We start from the raw sequence: 17,897 nt of genomic DNA, 5'->3' as shown, positions 1-17,897 counted from the left end.
CAGAGGAGGAAATACCATTAAAGTTCTGTTTATCGGCGATATCGTAGGGAATACGGGGCGAAAAGCCCTCAAAGAGACGCTGCCTCACCTTAAATCAAAATATAACCCGGATATCATTATCGCAAATGGAGAAAACGCCGCTTCCGGACGGGGGATCACGGCCAAAATTGCCAAGGAGTTTTTTGAGCTGGGCATTCACGGCCTGACGATGGGGAACCACACCTGGGACAATAAAGAAATCTTTGATTTTATCGATGATGAAGCGCGTATGGTGCGGCCCGCGAATTATCCGCCCGGAACGCCAGGGCAGGGGTATACGGTCATCAAGGCGAATGGAAAAGAGCTGGCCCTTGTCAATTTGATGGGACGCACCTTCCTGCCTCCGCTCGAAGATCCGTTCCGGATGGCGGACGAAATCGTGGGGAGCTTGTCCAAGAAAACGAAGTGCATCTTGGTTGATTTCCATGCGGAAGCGACCTCCGAGAAAATTGCGATGGGCTGGCATTTGGACGGGCGTGTGTCGCTGGTCGTAGGGACCCATACTCATGTGCAGAGCAATGATGATACCATTTTGCCGCAAGGAACGGCCTATCTCACGGATGCGGGGATGGTCGGTTCCCGGGAAGGGATTTTGGGGATGGAGAGAACGGCCGTATTGCGGAAGTTCACGACCCAATTGCCGGTTCGGTTTCAGGTATGTGAGGGCAAGTGGCAGTTTCATGGATGCTTCGTGGAACTCGACGAATCGACGGGTCGGGCTAAAAGCATCCAAAAGATACGCCTGCTGGAAGATGAGTGGATCATGAGCTGATTCCGTCGTAGTAACCCTGGGAAAAAAGAAGGAATTTTTTGAATTCCCCCGAATATCTTCTAAGTAGTGGGATCAATCAAACCATTATTCCCAGGAGGTACTTACCATGGAAGTATTAAAAGTTTCAGCAAAATCCAATCCTAACTCCGTCGCCGGTGCGCTTGCTGGAGTATTAAGAGAACGTGGCGCTGCTGAACTTCAGGCCATTGGAGCGGGTGCACTGAACCAAGCCATTAAAGCGGTAGCGATTGCCCGGGGATTTGTGGCGCCTAGCGGCGTCGATTTGATTTGCATCCCGGCCTTTACGGATATCGTCATCGACGGTGAAGATCGAACCGCGATTAAACTGATTGTAGAACCTAGATAAAACAAGAATAGATGCGAATGATGCCTGTTTACGTTCAAGTAGACAGGTTTTTTTGCATGGGTTCGGACAAAAGGGGTAATAGAATCATAGGGGCGGAGGGAAGCGGATGAAACCGGAAATTTGGGATTTTCATTGCGATGTCCTTAGCAAGATGCAAATGGACGAGAGTTTGGACTTTCTCGAAGACGACCGTCTGGACGTAAATGTTGCGCGCATGGGACAGGGCGGCGTGAAAGCGCAGTGTTTTGCGATCTTTTTATCCGAAAAAGCGGGAAAGCCGAGATTTGAATCCATTCTGAATCAGATCGATATCTTTCGGCAAAAGGTCGTGCCCGCCGGCCTGGTTCCATTACTCTCGGCGGATGACCTCGATAAGGTGGAAGGATCGGGGCAGCTTGGAGCGCTACTCTCGCTGGAAGGGGCGGATGGTCTGGAAGCCAATATGCATTACCTGCAGCTCTGCTACGAACGAGGTGTACGGCTTCTCGGGCTGACGTGGAATTTCGGCAATTGGGCGGCCGACGGTATTCTGGAGCCCCGTGGAGGAGGCCTCACGCCCCAAGGGGTGGAACTCGTTAAAGCTTGCCACAGGTTGGGGATCATCCTCGATGTGTCGCATCTGTCGGTAAAAGGATTTTGGGAAATGGCCGAATTGGCGGAAAAGGCCGGCATCCCCTTCCTGGCTTCCCATTCCAACGCCTACAGCGTCTGTTCGCATGTGAGGAACCTGCGGGACGATCAAATAGAAGCGATCCTCTCCCTGGAGGGAAGAATCGGGTTAACCTTTGTCCCCTGGTTTGTTAAGAAGGCGCCTCAAGTGAACGCGTCCGATCTTTTGCCGCACATCGATCATATTTGCAGCCTGGGTGGGGAGAACATCCTGATGCTGGGCTCGGATTTCGACGGCATCGATGCCCATATCGAAGGTTTGAACCATGCCGGCCAGCTGGGGGAATTTGCTAATCTCCTTTTAAAACACTATCCAGAAAAACTGGTAAATGGGTGGTTGTCCGGGAACGGGCGGACGTTTTTAAAGAAGTGGCTCCCTCAAAATAAGTAAGCGCTTTAATTAATCCAATAACGAGATTGATTTCATCGAAAACTACTATACGAAAAAGGGTAGAAAACGCTTGCTTTTTACACTCCGGAGACATAAAATTGACATGACTCTGAAACAGAATGTTCACAAATATCAGGGATTTCTATACGATCTCTCATAGGTTTTCATTCTGTTAGCACTACTATTCGCTAAATTAAGGTGCGATACATTAAAGGGGTGGGCGATCTTGATTAGTCAATTGTCTTGGAAGATCGGTGGACAGCAAGGTGAAGGCGTTGAAAGTACTGACCGGATTTTTTCGACGGCCTTAAACCGGTTGGGTTATTATCTGTACGGTTATCGGCATTTCTCTTCCCGTATTAAAGGCGGACATACGAATAATAAAATCCGGATCAGCACCAAGCCGATTCGCGCGATTTCCGACGACTTGGACATTTTAGTCGCTTTCGACCAGGAAAGTATCGATCTGAACGCGCATGAGCTCCGCAGCGGCGGGGTGATTGTGGCGGACGCCAAATTTAATCCGGTCGTTCCGGAAGGAACGGATGCGAAGCTGTTTGCGGTTCCGATTACGAGCATCGCGGAAGAGCTGGGCACTTCATTGATGAAAAATATGGTTGCTTCCGGGGCATCCTGGGCTCTCCTGGGATTGCCGCTCGAAGTATTCAATAAAGCGGTTGAGGAAGAGTTCGGCCGAAAAGGCCCGGCCATCGTCGAGAAGAACATCGAAGCGGTTAAGCGCGGTGCGGATTATGTTCTTGAACTCGCGGGCGGGCCGCTGGAGGAATTTAAGCTGGAGCCGGCCGACGGCAAGCAGAAGCTGTTTATGATCGGCAACGATGCGATCGGCTTAGGGGCCGTGGCGGCGGGATGCCGAATCATGAGCGCCTATCCGATCACTCCGGCTTCGGAAATTATGGAATATCTGATCAAGAAGCTGCCGAAATTCGGCGGCACGGTAGTCCAAACGGAAGATGAAATTGCGGCCATTACGATGGCGATCGGTTCCAGCTATGCGGGCGTACGCACGATGACCGCTTCGGCCGGACCGGGGCTCTCGCTGATGATGGAAGCCATCGGTCTGGCGGGGATGACGGAAATTCCGGTCGTGATTGTGGATACGCAGCGCGGCGGCCCGAGTACGGGGCTTCCGACGAAGCAGGAGCAGAGCGATATCAGCGCGCTCATTTACGGCACGCACGGGGAAATTCCGAAAATCGTGCTGGCTCCAAGCTCCATTGAGGAGTGTTTCTACGATACGGTTCAAGCGTTTAATCTCGCGGACAAATATCAGGTTCCGGTCATTTTGGCTACGGATCTGCAGTTGTCGCTAGGCAAGCAGTCCTGTGAATTGCTCGATTTTGACAAGGTTCAAATCGACCGCGGATATATCGTCAAGGATATCCCGGATCGCGAGGATTCCAGCATGTTCAACCGCTACGCCTTTACGGAGAACGGAATCTCCCCTCGGGTTCTCCCCGGAGAGAAGAACGGGATTCACCATGTGACCGGCGTCGAACACGATGAAGCCGGACGTCCGTCGGAAAGTCCGATCAACCGGAAGAAGATGATGGATAAACGCCTTCGCAAGCTGGCGAAGCTGGAAGTGGAGAATCCGATCCACCTGCATGCGCCGCATGCCGAGCCGGATCTGTTGATCGTAGGGATGGGTTCGACGGGCGGAACGATCGACCAAGCTCGTTTGCGCCTGAACGGCGAAGGCATCACATCGAACCATATGACGATCCGTCTGCTACATCCTTTCCCGGTTGACGAGGTCCGGGAGCAGATGGAGAAGGCCAAGAAAATCGTGGTCATTGAAAACAACGCCACGGGTCAACTGGCCAATCTGATTAAATTGAATGTCGGACACCACGACAAAATCATAAATCTCTTGAAATACGACGGGAATCCGTTCCTTCCAGCAGAAGTGTTCGAACGATGCAAAAATGCAGCCGGCAACAAAGCACAGGAGGAGTTGGTGAAGAATGGCAACCTTTAAAGAGTTCCGCAATAACATCAAACCAAACTGGTGTCCGGGATGCGGCGATTTCTCCATCCAGGCGGCAATCCAGCGCGCGGCTGCAGCGGTAGGGCTCGAGCCGGAGAATCTGGCTGTTATTTCGGGGATCGGCTGCTCCGGCCGCATCTCCGGTTACATTAACGCTTACGGCCTTCACGGCATCCATGGCCGCGCTCTTCCGATCGCCCAAGGGGTTAAGCTGGCGAACCGCGATTTGACGGTGATCGCTTCCGGTGGCGACGGAGACGGATTTGCGATCGGGATGGGCCATACCGTCCATGCGATCCGCCGCAATATCAACATCACCTATATCGTTATGGATAACCAAATCTACGGGTTGACCAAAGGCCAAACTTCTCCCCGCAGCGGAGAAGGCTTCAAAACGAAGAGTACGCCGGAAGGTTCGGTGGAATCCACGCTTTCGCCGCTCGAAATCGCGCTGGCCTCCGGAGCGACCTTTGTGGCCCAATCGTTCTCGAGCGATCTGAAGCAGTTGACCTCCCTGATCGAGCAGGGGATTCAGCATGAAGGATTCTCTTTGATCAATGTATTCAGCCCTTGCGTCACTTTCAACAAAGTGAACACCTATGACTGGTTCAAAGAGAATATCATCAACCTGGATACGATTCCGGATTATGATCCGAGCAACCGCGCCATGGCGATGGCGAAGCTGATGGAAACGGGCAGTATGATCACCGGACTCATTTACCAGAACAAAGAAAAGAAGAGCTATGAGAACATGGTGCACGGGTTCAAGCCCGAACCGCTGGCCCATCAGTCCCTCGCTTTGGAGAAGAGCGAGTTTGACAATCTTGTTGCAGAATTCGTATAAGCGCAAAAAAGATGTCCGTCTACTGCGGACATCTTTTTGTTTTTGTTTGAAATAGGTGTATAATGGGTAACGATGTGAATCGTCATCGATATAGAGAATATACGAGGAGTGTTTTAAACATGAGCAAAACTGTACCAGTCGGCGTATCGGCACGTCATATCCATCTGACTCAAGAGCATATCGAGGCTTTGTTCGGAGCCGGTTATCAGCTTACCGAATTCAAACCGCTGTCCCAACCCGGACAATTCGCGGCAAATGAAACGGTTGCGGTCATCGGACCGAAGGGACAATTCGACAAGGTTCGAATTTTGGGGCCGGCTCGTTCCGCATCCCAATTGGAAATTTCCCGCACGGACTCGTTTGCCATCGGCGTGAAAGCGCCTGTTCGGGAGTCGGGGAATATTGAAGGAACTCCGGGAATCAAAGTGAAAGGCCCTGCCGGTGAAATCGAACTCGAACAAGGCGTGATCGTGGCGGCGCGTCATATTCACTTCCATACCTCCGATGCCGAGAAATGGGGCATCGCCGACAAGCAATTGCTCAAAGTGCGTTTGGGCGGAGAGCGGGGTCTCGTCCTTGAGAACGTGATTGCCCGCGTTTCGGATTCGTTTGCATTAGACATGCACATCGACACGGATGAAGCGAACGCTGCCGGTGCCAGCACTGGCGATACGGCGGAAATCGTAGAATAGATATAAGAAGCAACGACCTTACAAGGTTAAAGATCGATCCCACTTTTACGAAGGTGGGGTCTTTTTATTTATCCGGCACATCCGAGGATTGGATGTGATCCTCAAACAAATCGATGTACAATTGTCCGTTTCCCTGGATTTGGCACAGGTTAACCTGCTCCGGGGATATGCCTTGTTGCTTCAACTGCTCAAAAAGCCACGGCCGTTCCTTCCCGCTAGCCGCTAACTGATCATCCAAGATCTTTCCGTCCATAATGACGGTTTTCGGTTCGGGTGAGGACGGAGGTTTCATTCCCAGGTCGGAGGGGGTGAGTGGCTGATGCTCTTTTTTTAACTGCATGTTGATACTTCCGTCGGGTTCGATCAGCGCAAATTCCACCTGTGCGGCGTCGAACACATTCTTCTTTCTCAGTTGCTCGAGCAGTTCGTCGTTGGTCAGCTTCTCTTTCTTCAGATTGTCCTCCAACACTTTGCCTTCTTTGATAAGAATCGTGGACTTGCTTTCAATCCAGTCGCGGGCCTTTTTGCTCTTGATTTGAATATACTCGATGCCCAGTGAAACGAGAAACCAGACCACCATCGAAACAATGCCCAAATACCAATGGGTGTCTACGTCCAGCGAGAGATAAGCCGTGATGCTCCCGATCGTGATCCCCGTAATATACTCAAAGAATGACAATTGCGAAATCTGCCTCTTGCCGAGCAATCGGGTCAATATAAAGAGAATTACGGCAGAGGACAGCGTTCTAAAAATGACTTCCAGCCATATGGGCATTTATACTCCTCCGATCCTGATGTTAAGTAAAAACTTGTTTGTTTATTTCAATTATGCGCATCCGTAATGTTTTTATTTAGGAAATACTTCCCACTCCCGCCTTGTTCCGACCCTTTCATTCTGGATATCGACTTTGAATCATGATATAATTTGGTGTAATGCATTTTTTGAAGTGTAAACAACGATGAAGTGTAACAGTGAGATAGATAGGTAAGGGAGTGAGCCGACACCATGGCCAAGGAGACGAAGGATTACTCCAAGTATTTTGATTTCTCGGACGCCAAAGTCATTTCGGAGGACGAACGGGGGAAGAAAATCAGAATTCGCGGAAGAGAGATTCAGATTCTTTCAGAGCCGAATCACCGCATTGAGAAGCAGCGCGGTAAAGAAGAAGTCCAAGTATTATACGAAAATGCCGTACCCGAGGAAATGAAGACGATCGGGATCGGCAAGCATTATATCGTATACACTTTCGGCTGCCAGATGAACGAGCATGATTCGGAAACGATCAAAGGACTTCTGGAACAGATGGGTTACACGCCTACGGAGGACCGTAAGGAAGCCGATATTATTCTTTTGAACACGTGCGCGATTCGTGAGAATGCCGAAGATAAGGTATTCGGCGAACTCGGGCACTTGAAGGGCCTGAAAACGGAAAAACCCGGCCTCCTGCTGGGGGTATGCGGATGTATGTCACAGGAAGAAGGCGTCGTTAACCGGATTCTGCAAAAGCACGGTTTCGTCGATTTAATCTTTGGGACGCACAATATCCATAGGCTGCCTCACTTGATTCAAGAGGCGTTGTTCAGCAAGGAAATGGTCGTCGAAGTCTGGTCCAAGGAAGGCGACATTATCGAGAATTTGCCGAAGAAACGCGAAGGCATGCGCGCTTGGGTCAACATCATGTATGGCTGCGATAAGTTCTGCACCTACTGCATCGTGCCGTTTACCAGGGGCAAAGAGCGCAGCCGCCGTCCGGAGGATGTCATAGCCGAGGTGCGCGAACTGGCCCGTCAGGGCTTCAAGGAAATCACGCTGCTGGGTCAGAACGTGAACGCTTATGGGAAGGATTTTACCGACATCCATTATACGTTCGCCAATCTGATGGACGATATCCGCAAAATCGATATCCCGCGCGTGCGGTTCACGACTTCGCATCCGCGTGATTTTGACGATCATCTGATCGAAGTGCTTGCCAAGGGCGGCAATTTGGTCGAACATATTCATCTGCCGGTACAGTCCGGCAGCAGTGAAGTGCTCAAGAAGATGAGCCGGAAATATACGCGCGAGCAGTATTTGGAACTTGTCCGCAAAATCAAGGCGGCCATTCCGAACGTTGTGCTGACGACGGATATCATCGTGGGATTTCCCGGGGAAACGGAGGAGCAGTTCCAGGAAACACTGTCCCTGGTCCGGGAAGTGCGGTACGATTCCGCCTTTACCTTCATCTATTCTCCTCGGGAAGGCACGCCGGCGGCGGTGATGGAGGACAATGTGCCGATGGAAGTGAAGAAGGAGCGCTTGCAGCGGCTTAATGAAATGATTAATGAGCACAGCCGCCTGAGTAACGATACGATGCTTGGACAAGTGGTCGAAGTATTGGTGGAAGGCGAAAGCAAGAACAATGCGAAGGTTCTGGCCGGTCGGACGCGCAGCAATAAACTTGTCCACTTTGAGGGCAGCGCGGATCTTATCGGACAGTTTGTCAAGGTTGAAATCACGGACCCTATGACATGGTATATCAAGGGGAATATCGTACCGGAGGCGGTTTCTCTGGCTTAACAAGCAAGCCTATTCGGTGAATTCGTTTCTGTATGAGGAGGGAGAACCTTGGGAGAACAACATCAGCATCATGAGCATACGGATTGCGGGATACCGAAATTCGATTCCCGTGATTTGGTCATTCGCGAGGATATTATGGCGAAAGCCAAGGAATTGGCCGCTCTGATCGGCACCAGTGAAGAGGTCCGGCAATTTCAGAAAGCCGAGAAAATGATACAAAACCACGAACGGGTACAAACCCTGATCAGTGCGATCAAGAAGAAGCAGAAAGAGATCGTGGCATTCGAGTCGTTCCAGAACAAAGCGATGGTGGAAAAAATCGAGCGCGAAATCGAGGAACTCCAGGATGAACTGGACAACATTCCGCTGGTTACCGAGTTTCAGCAGAGCCAAACCGATATCAATTATTTGCTGCAGTTGGTTATCTCTGTCATTCGGGATACGGTCTCCGAAAAAGTGAACGTGGAGCAGGGCGGCGAGCCGGCAGCGACTTCCGGCTATGGCGAGTAACGAGGCGAGTCGGTGCGGGAGTTTACTTCCGCACCTTTTTATGCATTCAGCGGTCGAATCGATGCCGGACATAATCTAAGGACAGAAGGGGCAAGGTTGTAGTACATAAATGCCCAAATCAGGACGGAGGTATGCGATTCATGGATTGGAATGAGATGTTGCGGAAGGAAGAGAATTCATTTTGGGGGCTGCTCGGCATGCGATTCATCTCGGCCGACCCGACCCGCGTGGAGCTCGGACTTACGGCGGGGGACTCCCATTTAAACTCGATGGGGATCGTTCATGGCGGGGTATTGTCTTCCCTGATGGATCAAGCGATGGGTACCTTGGTCGCGGTAATCAAGGACGGCGTCTTTGGCGTAACCACCCATTTGAACGTCAACTTTTTAAACGCCATGCGTAAAGGGGAACTTGTAGCCTCGGCCTATCCCGTGCATGAAAGCCGCCGGACGATGACGGTAAGAGCCGAAGTGCGCAACGCCGAGGGTGTGCTCGGCTGTATGGCCACGGCCACGTTCCGGCTGCCTCGTCAGACGGAGCGGTAACACAAAATAAGGTGTTAAATTATTCATAGCGTGAAATAGATGGAACGCCTGACGGGATAGACTGCAGGGCGGGCGTTATCAAATACTGATGTGGTGATTCGTATGAGCAATGAGGGACAGCAAGCCCAATCGAATGATGAAGTAAAGACCTACCGGACTCCGGATGGCATCCCGGCGGACATCGTGATGTTTACGCTGACGCGACAGGAACGTAAAGCCTCGACCAAATCGCTTCCTCGCTTCGATCTTAAAGTGATGTTGATCCGCCGCCGCAGTTGGCCTTTTGCCGGGGCTTGGGCGCTGCCGGGCGGCTTTTCCCAAGAGGATGAATCCTTATATGAGACGGCCCGGCGCGAACTCAAAGAGGAGACGGGCGTAGACGGCCGCCACCTGGAGTATCTGGGCGTGTATAGCAAGCCGGGACGTGATCCTCGGGGCTGGATCATTTCACACGCTTTTTTTGCCCTGGTGGAGGAGTGGGTGCTTGAGAAGCGCCAGTCCGCCGACGACGCGCAGGAGGTCGGGCTTTTTACCGTGAGCGAAGCTTTGGAGGAACTTGACCTCGCCTTTGATCACCGAGAAATTTTGGAGGATGCTTACCGGCGGATTCAGCAGCAGATGCTGCAGACGACCATCGCCAAGCAGTTTTTGCCTCCGCATTTTACATTGGGAGAGCTGTATCAGGTGATTCAGACGGTCGTGCCCGATTTCGCCGAACTGAACTTCATCCGTAAAATCACCTCCACCCGAAGCCGGCAGGGCATCTTGGAGGAAGTTCGGGACGAGAACGGCAGGCCGATGCTTTCCAACCAATATTCGCAGCGGCCGGCGCAGCTCTATCGTTTTACCGACTACACGCCAAGGCTTTCCATTTACACCTGAAGCACAGGCGTTTCACTGCTTTACATGTCAGGAGAGGAAGAGAGAGAACCATGCGAAGTGAACATTTGGCGCTCCATACCGATAAATACCAGATCAACATGATCTATGCCCACTGGATCAATGGGACCCACGAGCGCAGAACGGTGTTTGAAGCTTATTTCCGCAAACTGCCCTTCGGCAACGGATACGCGGTTTTTGCGGGCCTGGAGCGGATCGTGGAGTATATCCGGCATCTGCGCTTTTCGGAACGCGATTTGGATTATCTCGCCCGGCAGGAAGAGAATTATAAACCGGAGTTTCTGGAACTGCTGCGGAATTTCCGTTTCAGAGGCACGCTGTTGTCCTATAAAGAAGGGGATCTCTGCTTTCCGAACGAACCGTTGATCCGGGTGGAAGGGTCGATCATGGAGACGCAGTTGGTGGAGACGGCCCTGCTTAACTTTATGAATTTTCAGACGCTGATCGCCACCAAGGCTTCGCGGATCAAGCGGGTCGCGGAGAGAGACGTCCTGCTGGAATTCGGCTCGCGCCGGGCCCAGGAAGCCGACGCGGCGGTTTGGGGAGCCCGGGCGGCCTACATCTCCGGTTTCGATGCAACCTCGAATCTGCTGGCGGGCGAGACGTTTGGAATTCCGACGAAGGGAACGCATGCGCATTCCTGGGTACAGATTTTCGATTCCGAGCAGGAAGCTTTTGAACTTTACGCCAAGGCGCTGCCGGATTATGTTTCCCTGCTCGTCGATACGTTCGACACGCTGGAGAGCGGGGTGCCTCACGCCATCCGGACCGCCAAACAGCTCGAAGCGGCCGGCAAGCGCCTCGGCAGCATCCGGCTTGACAGCGGCGACCTGGCGTATCTGTCGATCCAGGCCCGCAAGATGCTGGATGAAGCGGGCCTGGATTACGTTAAAATCGTGGCGTCCAACGACCTGGACGAAAACACGATTTTCAACTTGAAGGCCCAGGGGGCGAAAATCGATATTTGGGGCGTGGGAACCCAGCTCATCACGGCGGCGGATCAGCCGGCATTAGGCGGGGTTTATAAACTGGTGGAGCGCGAGCGGAACGGGGTGATGGAACCGACCATCAAAATTTCCGGCAACCCCGAGAAAGTGACCTCGCCGGGCAAGAAGGACGTCCTTCGCATCGTAAGCAAGGAGAGCGGGAAAGCGATCGCGGATTACGTCTGCTTCCCTCATGAGGAGCAGGCCAGAACCGGCGGCAAGCTGCGACTGTTCGATCCGGTCCATCCTTATTTGAAAAAATCGGTCAAGGATTACGAGGCGGTTCCGATGCTGCAGCCGATTTTCGTGGACGGCGAATTGGTTTACGAACTTCCGACGCTGGAGGAAATCCGCCATCATCATGAGGGCCAGCTGCACATGTTTTGGCCTGAATATTTGCGCAAGCTGAACCCGGAAATTTACCGGGTCAACCTGAGCCAGGAAGCTTGGGAGCTCAAACAGAGAATGATCGAAGAACACATGAGTCATCTGGAGGAATGAGCGCCTGCGCAACAATAAAGTCTTCGGCTCATTGATAGAATGTATGTCCATAAAGCGGGTTGGATTGGGGATTTCCCGTCCGGCCCGCTTTTTTCGTGTTTATAAATATTTCTCGGGAAAGCGCAGGAATCGAGTTTTTCGGAGCGCTTTCTTCGGCCTATTTCGACAATGAGGGCTTTTCGTGACAATCGGTAACGCAAGGCCCGTTTGAGATTGTCCATATGACATTTGTTACATTCATCACACTCTTACTGTGATAAATTGAAAAATTAAGCAAGGCTTATTTTTCTGTGACTTATTTTACTATTTCAACGTCGTTATGATTTCGTAGAACGCGAAGAAGGGAGTCAAGCGCGTGGTACAATTGCCGAAACTGAACGAATTGGGTTTTTATGAAATCCGCCTGGAGTCTATTGGAGGGCTAGGGGCCAATCTGGCCGGAAAAATGCTGGCCGAATCCGGCGTGGAGGGCGCGGGGCTGAACGGAGTCAGTTTTTCTTCCTACGGCTCGGAGAAGAAGGGGTCACCGGTCAAGGCGCATATCCGCTTTTGCGATTTGGACACGCCGATCCGTGATACCTCACCGGTGGAAAGGCCGCATCTGGTTGGGATTTTTCAAGAAGCGCTGGCCAAGACGGTCAACGTCATCAGCGGAATTTACGAGGACAGCACCGTGCTGGTAAACTCCCGCAAAACGCCGGAGCAGTTGAAGGATTTCATGAAGCTTGCGGGCGGCACGATCGCGGTGGTCGACGCTACGGGGATCGCGCTCGAGGAGAAGAATCGGGTCAACATGGCCATGCTCGGCGCTTTGTTCCGGCTGTGCCCTTTCCTCGATCCCGAGACGATGAAGAGCGTCATCCGCAAATCGCTGGAGAAAAAATACCCGCAAACGGTGGCTCCGGCTTTGGCGACCTTCGACCGGGGATACCGCGAAGTGACTTTCCAGACCTTTGCCCTCCCGGAAGGCTTGACCATGCCGGAGTTCGTCCGCGCCGACACGCCGGTTCTGGGTTTCGAAACCCAACCTCTCGGCGGGCTCGTGTCCAATCCGGGCAACAGCATCCTGAAGGATTTGAGCATCTCCCGCTCGGGGATGATGCCTCACTTCAAGGCGGAATCCTGCATCCACTGCGCCCAGTGCGACAACGTATGCCCCGACAATTGTTTTGTCTGGCAGGAGCTTCCCGACAAGAAAGGGCGTCCGCAGATGTTTTTGCAAGGGATCGATTATCAATACTGCAAGGGCTGCCTGAAATGCATCCATGCCTGTCCGACGGACGCGTTATCCGGCGAGCGGGAAGAGGACGGGTACGCGGAGGAGCACCGGGTTCCTCATCTTTTCGAGTTGGCGGTTCAATAAATTGTTTTGGAAAGGGCGGTATACCTAGATGGCGATAAACATGGAAAAAGAGCGCAGGATGGCCAAAGTGGAGCAGCGCGTCGTTTACGAGTCGGGTAACGAAATGGCGGCTTACGCCGCCCAACAGATTAACTATCATATCATGGGATATTTTCCGATTTCTCCGTCCACGGAGGTCGCCCAATTCCTCGATTTAATGAAGGCGGGCGGACAGCATGAAATCAAGTTGATCCCGTCGGATGGCGAACACAGCTCCGCCGGGATTTGCTACGGGGCGTCGACGGCCGGCGGGCGCGTATTTAACGCCACCAGCGCCAACGGGTATATGTACATGCTGGAGCAAATGCCGGTGCAATCGGGAACCCGGTTCCCGATGGTAATGAACCTGGTCTGCCGTTCCGTATCGGGACCGTTGGACATCCACGGCGATCATTCGGACTTGTATTTTGCCCTCAACACCGGCTGGCCGATTTTGATGTGCCGGGATCCGCAGGCCGTTTATGATATGAATATTCTGGCGCTCAAGCTGGCGGAGGATCCGGAAGTCCGGCTCCCGGTGCTCGTCGCCTCGGACGGCTATTTTACGTCGCATCAGAAACGCCGCGTACACACTTTTGCCCATAGAGAAGATGTGCTGAAGTTTGTGGGAGAGCGTCCGCCGGGGGGATTTCCGCACACGCTGGACCGGAACAATCCGATTACGGTAGGTCCATACATGAACGAGCCGGATTACATCAACAATAAATATCAGCAATCCCAGGCCATGTATAAAGCGGAGACCGTTTTTGAGCGGATCGCCGGCGAATATGCCGAATTGACCGGACGGGAATACCCGATGCTGGACTTGTACCGGATGGAGGATGCGGAAGTCGCGGTATTCCTTATGAACTCCGCCTCCGAGATTATCAAGGATGTCGTGGACGACTTGCGGCGTCAAGGCATTAAAGCGGGATCGATCGCGCCGAACGTGATTCGTCCGTTCCCGCAGCGGCAAATCGCGGAGGCACTTAAATCGGTCAAAGCCGTAACCATCGGCGACCGGGCCGATTCTTACGGGGCCTACGGCGGCAATATGAGCAATGAAATCAAGGCGGCGCTGTTTACTTACGGCAACCGGACGACGCAGGTGATCAGCCGGGTCTACGGGCTGGGCGGCAAAGAGTTCTATGCCGAGGACGGACGCCACTTCTTCGCGCTCGCTATGGAAGCGGCCGAGAAGGGCAAGGTTGACGTGCCATTTGATTATTACGGACATACGCCGGGCGATGCGGGAAAGGCTCCGAAAAGGGTGCTCCAGCCGCTGCGCTTCGAAGATCTGAAAACCGGGCTGATCACCGTGACGCGCAATGAAGAAACCGGCAAACTGGGCGTCCGCATCCCGCCGCTCAGGGCGTTGACCAAGAAACCGAAACGGATTGCACCGGGACACGGCGCCTGCCCGGGATGCGGCATTTTCTCCGGGCTGGAGCTGTTTTTTAAAGGGATCGAGGGAGACATCGTGGCATTATTCCATACCGGCTGCGCCATGGTTACGACCACCGGATATCCATACTCCTCCCACAAGGCGACGTATATCCATAACCTGTTCCAAAACGGGGCGGCCACCTTGTCCGGCGTGGTGGAGATGTTCTGGGAACGCAAGCGCCGTGGAGAACTGGACGATCTCGGGCTGAAGGATGATTTTACCTTCGTTATGGTCACCGGGGACGGCGGCATGGATATCGGCATGGGTCCGGCGATCGGGGCGGCGCTCCGCAATCATCGGATGATCATCGTCGAGTACGATAACGAAGGTTATATGAATACGGGGGCGCAGCTGTCCTATTCCACTCCGCTTGGACACCGGACCTCGACATCCAACATCGGGGGGACCCAGCAGGGCAAGGTGTTCCATCATAAGGACACGGCGCAGATTATGGCGGCCACCAATATCCCGTACGTTTTCACCGGCAGCGAGGCCTATCCCCAAGACTTGGTGAAAAAGGCCGCAAAAGCCCAATGGTATGCGCAGAATGAAGGCCTGGTTTATGGTAAAATATTGATAGCCTGTCCGCTCAACTGGATCAGCAAGGATGACGAGGGCACAAACATTGTGGACGCGGCCGTGAATTCCTGCTTTTTCCCGCTCTATGAAGTGGAACGCGGGCAGACGAGCATCACTTATAACCCGGAGGAAAAGGGTAAGCGGGTTCCGCTGACCGAATGGCTGAAAACGATGGGCAAGACCCGCCATTTGCTTAAGCCGGAAAATGCGGAAGCGCTCCGGGCTTTTGAAGAGGAAGTGGATCGGCGCTGGCAAATCCTGCTGGCGAAGCATGAGCATCCGTTCCTTTAATCAACGAAACATAATTAGAACCATCAGGTCTTAGACTCGAGGAGGAAGCACCTTGGAGAAATTTCAAGCTTTTCGCGTGCATCAGAATGAACAAGGGTTTCGGTCGGGGGTGGAATGGGTTACCCTGGAAGACCTTCCGGAAGGCGACGTTACGGTGGAAGTTCATTATTCCGGCGTAAACTATAAAGACGGGCTGGCTTCGATTCCTGAGGGAAAAATTGTACGCAGTTACCCGTTTATCCCCGGCATTGATCTGGCCGGGGAGGTTAAGGAATCCCGGGACGAGCGGTTTCGTCCGGGCGATCGTGTGCTCTGTACCGGCTATGGGCTCGGAGTAAGCCATGAAGGCGGCTACGCCAAGTTCGCCAGGGTTCCAGGCGAATGGCTGGTTCCGCTGCCGGAGGGGCTGACTCCGCTGGAGGCGATGGGGATCGGCACAGCCGGTTTCACGGCGGCGCTGTCGATCGAGCGCCTGCTGGACAACGGGCTCCGCCCGTCCGGCGGTCCGGTGCTGGTCGCCGGGGCCACGGGCGGAGTCGGCAGCATGGCCGTGAGCATGCTGGCGCGGCTGGGCTTTGAGGTGACCGCCGTCACGGGCAAAACGGACTTGGCCGGGAAGCTGCAGGCCCTCGGCGCCGCGGCTGTGCTAAGCCGCGAGGAGGCGGCTTCCGGCGCCAAAGGAGCCCTCGGGAAGGAGCGCTGGGCCGCCGTGGTTGACCCCGTGGGCGGCGCGGTCACCGGCGATCTGCTTAAAAGCGTGAAGTACGGCGGTTCCGCCGCCTTGTCCGGCATGGCGGCGGGCGGCAATTTCGACGCCACCGTGTATCCGTTCATTTTGCGGGGAGTCAATCTGCTGGGCATCGACTCCGTCTATTGCCCGATGGAACTCAGACAAGAGCTGTGGCGGAAGCTGGCTGGCGAGTGGAAGCCGGAGTCTGCGTTGAAAGACTGGATTACGGTATCCCCGCTGGACGGACTTCCGGAGGCGTTAACGACCATTTTGGGCGGTAAAGCCATCGGACGCCAGGTGATCAAGCTGGTATAATCCGCCCGGTGCTGAGCCATTCTAACACCATCTATTAGCAACCGATCCATGGAAAAAGGAGAAGGAATAGCGATGAGATGGTGGGCTTTGGGCTTGAGCGCGTTGGCGGCCTTCACCTTCACCGCCGGATGCAGCGATAGTCAGCGGCGGATGGTGCGGGAAGAAGTGGATAAATACAATATGAAGTCCTACAATGAAGGGAACGCCCGGCAGTTAAACCGGGGGGCGACACTGAACGTTCCTCTGTTAAAGGCGCTGCGACACGAATGCTCCGCGCGCGGCATCCGACTGACGCATGAGACTTACGCGGAAGGGCTAAACGGCAACATTACTTACAGCTACTTTATCAACGGGGATGCGCGTCATTTTATACTGGTCCATGTGTATCCCAGCGAAAGCGAACGAGTCGAGGAAATGAAGGAAATGTACGGAGCCAGAAACGGCTCGGTGCAAATCGCGGCCGCGGAGGAAACCTCGGTCATCGCCCAAAAAGGGAAAGCCGCGCTCGTTTATGCTTCCAGCCGAAACAGAATGAACGAGTACCGCGATGACCTTGAAGAGGTATTTGACAACGTGTTGGCTCGCATGAATGTGCAGGATCCTTCGTAAAGAAACAGAAGCAACCCCTTTGCCGGAAGATGCAGCTTGGTCTCAAGCTCGGTCACCGGCGAAGGGGTTTTTTGGGCTGAGTAGATCGTTACTTGTAAATTTCCCGCATCACATGCCGCAATTCGGGAAGAATGATTTTTTCCATCGCGAGCTGCACCGCTCCCTGGGAACCCGGCATGGAGAACACGGCCATATTGCCGATGGTTCCGGCGATGGCGCGGCTGAGGATCGCGGCCGGGCCGATATCTTCGGTATAACTGAGGAACCGAAATATTTCGCCAAAGCCCGGCAGTTCTTTGTTCAGCAGGCTGCGGACCGCTTCATAAGTCGTATCGCGAGGTGCGATACCCGTTCCCCCGCTGAGCAGCACCGCTTCGACTTCCCGGCTGGATACCGCTTCGCGCAGCAACTGGCGGATTCCGTCATAGTCGTCTTTGACGATCGCATATTTCACGACGGTATAGCCCGCTTCCTTGAGGAGCCGGATCATCAATTGACCGCTTAAGTCGATCTCTTCCGTGCGGGTGTCGGACACGGTGACCACCATGCAGGCCACCTGCTTCGGAGCTTCATTGCGGTGTTCATCTACGGATTTGATCATCGCTCGTAATCCTTTCTGTTTTTCGTTTTTTCTATACTATACTTTACCACAAATCGCTCCATTCCCTTAGGCCTTCCGTCAACGCTTGAGTCCGCTACAAAGTTGCGCGATCGTTCAGGTTGGTGTAAACTCGCTTTCATGGAAAAAGAGCGAAAGATGG

17 protein-coding genes are annotated in these 17,897 nt (G+C 53.4%); 15 read left to right on the top strand and 2 right to left on the bottom strand.

Translation table 11 applies throughout. From position 1 onward, the window contains the following. Nucleotides 1–16 precede the first annotated feature (16 nt). The 6 genes from FRY98_RS00910 (at nt 17) to pduL (ending at nt 5,785) form a co-directional block, all read left to right on the top strand. A complete protein-coding gene (locus FRY98_RS00910) occupies nt 17–811 on the top strand; it encodes a TIGR00282 family metallophosphoesterase (protein ID WP_148449766.1) in 795 nt (264 codons plus the stop codon). A 106-nt stretch (nt 812–917) separates the two neighbouring features. Further along, nucleotides 918–1,178, top strand: a complete 261-nt coding sequence (locus FRY98_RS00905) for a stage V sporulation protein S (RefSeq protein ID WP_006286829.1) — start codon at nt 918–920, stop codon at nt 1,176–1,178. Between the two features lie 106 nt (nt 1,179–1,284). After that, complete coding sequence (locus tag FRY98_RS00900; protein WP_148449765.1) at nt 1,285–2,238, top strand: dipeptidase; 954 nt, start codon at nt 1,285–1,287, stop codon at nt 2,236–2,238. A 226-nt stretch (nt 2,239–2,464) separates the two neighbouring features. Beyond that, nucleotides 2,465–4,240: a 2-oxoacid:acceptor oxidoreductase subunit alpha gene (locus FRY98_RS00895; RefSeq protein WP_148449764.1), complete on the top strand. Its 1,776-nt coding sequence runs from the start codon at nt 2,465–2,467 to the stop codon at nt 4,238–4,240. Beyond that, nucleotides 4,227–5,093 (top strand): 2-oxoacid:ferredoxin oxidoreductase subunit beta, encoded by an 867-nt coding sequence (locus tag FRY98_RS00890; RefSeq protein ID WP_148449763.1) that lies wholly within the window; start codon nt 4,227–4,229, stop codon nt 5,091–5,093. Before FRY98_RS00895 ends, FRY98_RS00890 begins: the two co-directional genes overlap by 14 nt. Before the next feature lie 119 nt (nt 5,094–5,212). After that, nucleotides 5,213–5,785: a phosphate propanoyltransferase gene (pduL, locus tag FRY98_RS00885; protein ID WP_148449762.1), complete on the top strand. Its 573-nt coding sequence runs from the start codon at nt 5,213–5,215 to the stop codon at nt 5,783–5,785. Between the two features lie 64 nt (nt 5,786–5,849). Here pduL and FRY98_RS00880 read toward each other — a convergent pair whose 3' ends face one another. Then, the gene (locus FRY98_RS00880; protein ID WP_148449761.1) at nt 5,850–6,560 is read right to left on the bottom strand and encodes a DUF421 domain-containing protein; all 711 of its coding nucleotides are present in this window, start codon (nt 6,558–6,560) and stop codon (nt 5,850–5,852) included. A 231-nt stretch (nt 6,561–6,791) separates the two neighbouring features. On the opposite strand from FRY98_RS00880, the gene miaB reads away from it, so the two are divergent. From miaB to FRY98_RS00835, 9 genes are all read left to right on the top strand, one after another. Beyond that, on the top strand, nt 6,792–8,342 hold the full coding sequence (miaB, locus tag FRY98_RS00875; RefSeq protein WP_148449760.1) for a tRNA (N6-isopentenyl adenosine(37)-C2)-methylthiotransferase MiaB: 1,551 nt from the start codon (nt 6,792–6,794) through the stop codon (nt 8,340–8,342). Between the two features lie 48 nt (nt 8,343–8,390). Then, nucleotides 8,391–8,852, top strand: coding sequence for a YlbF/YmcA family competence regulator (locus FRY98_RS00870; protein ID WP_249043303.1), 462 nt, complete (start codon nt 8,391–8,393; stop codon nt 8,850–8,852). Between the two features lie 140 nt (nt 8,853–8,992). Beyond that, nucleotides 8,993–9,397: a PaaI family thioesterase gene (locus FRY98_RS00865; protein ID WP_148449759.1), complete on the top strand. Its 405-nt coding sequence runs from the start codon at nt 8,993–8,995 to the stop codon at nt 9,395–9,397. Nucleotides 9,398–9,499: 102 nt separating this feature from the next. Then, nucleotides 9,500–10,279, top strand: a complete 780-nt coding sequence (locus tag FRY98_RS00860) for an NUDIX domain-containing protein (RefSeq protein WP_211373241.1) — start codon at nt 9,500–9,502, stop codon at nt 10,277–10,279. Nucleotides 10,280–10,329: 50 nt separating this feature from the next. Continuing rightward, nucleotides 10,330–11,784: a nicotinate phosphoribosyltransferase gene (locus tag FRY98_RS00855; RefSeq protein ID WP_148449757.1), complete on the top strand. Its 1,455-nt coding sequence runs from the start codon at nt 10,330–10,332 to the stop codon at nt 11,782–11,784. Nucleotides 11,785–12,139: 355 nt separating this feature from the next. Continuing rightward, nucleotides 12,140–13,147: a 2-oxoacid:acceptor oxidoreductase family protein gene (locus FRY98_RS00850; protein ID WP_148449756.1), complete on the top strand. Its 1,008-nt coding sequence runs from the start codon at nt 12,140–12,142 to the stop codon at nt 13,145–13,147. A gap of 28 nt (nt 13,148–13,175) precedes the next feature. Beyond that, nucleotides 13,176–15,482: a thiamine pyrophosphate-dependent enzyme gene (locus FRY98_RS00845; RefSeq protein ID WP_148449755.1), complete on the top strand. Its 2,307-nt coding sequence runs from the start codon at nt 13,176–13,178 to the stop codon at nt 15,480–15,482. Between the two features lie 52 nt (nt 15,483–15,534). Next, nucleotides 15,535–16,527 carry an acrylyl-CoA reductase family protein gene (locus FRY98_RS00840; RefSeq protein ID WP_148449754.1) on the top strand — a complete coding sequence of 331 codons (993 nt, stop codon included), beginning with the start codon at nt 15,535–15,537 and terminating at the stop codon, nt 16,525–16,527. Nucleotides 16,528–16,599: 72 nt separating this feature from the next. Beyond that, complete coding sequence (locus tag FRY98_RS00835) at nt 16,600–17,136, top strand: hypothetical protein (RefSeq protein WP_148449753.1); 537 nt, start codon at nt 16,600–16,602, stop codon at nt 17,134–17,136. Between the two features lie 88 nt (nt 17,137–17,224). On the opposite strand, the gene FRY98_RS00830 is transcribed toward FRY98_RS00835, so the two are convergent. Beyond that, complete coding sequence (locus FRY98_RS00830; RefSeq protein ID WP_148449752.1) at nt 17,225–17,737, bottom strand: MogA/MoaB family molybdenum cofactor biosynthesis protein; 513 nt, start codon at nt 17,735–17,737, stop codon at nt 17,225–17,227. Between the last annotated feature and the right edge of the window lie 160 nt (nt 17,738–17,897).

The organism is Paenibacillus faecis (assembly GCF_008084145.1).
Taxonomy (GTDB): Bacteria; Bacillota; Bacilli; order Paenibacillales; family Paenibacillaceae; genus Fontibacillus; species Fontibacillus faecis.
This window is presented reverse-complemented; position numbering and strand designations above follow the sequence as displayed.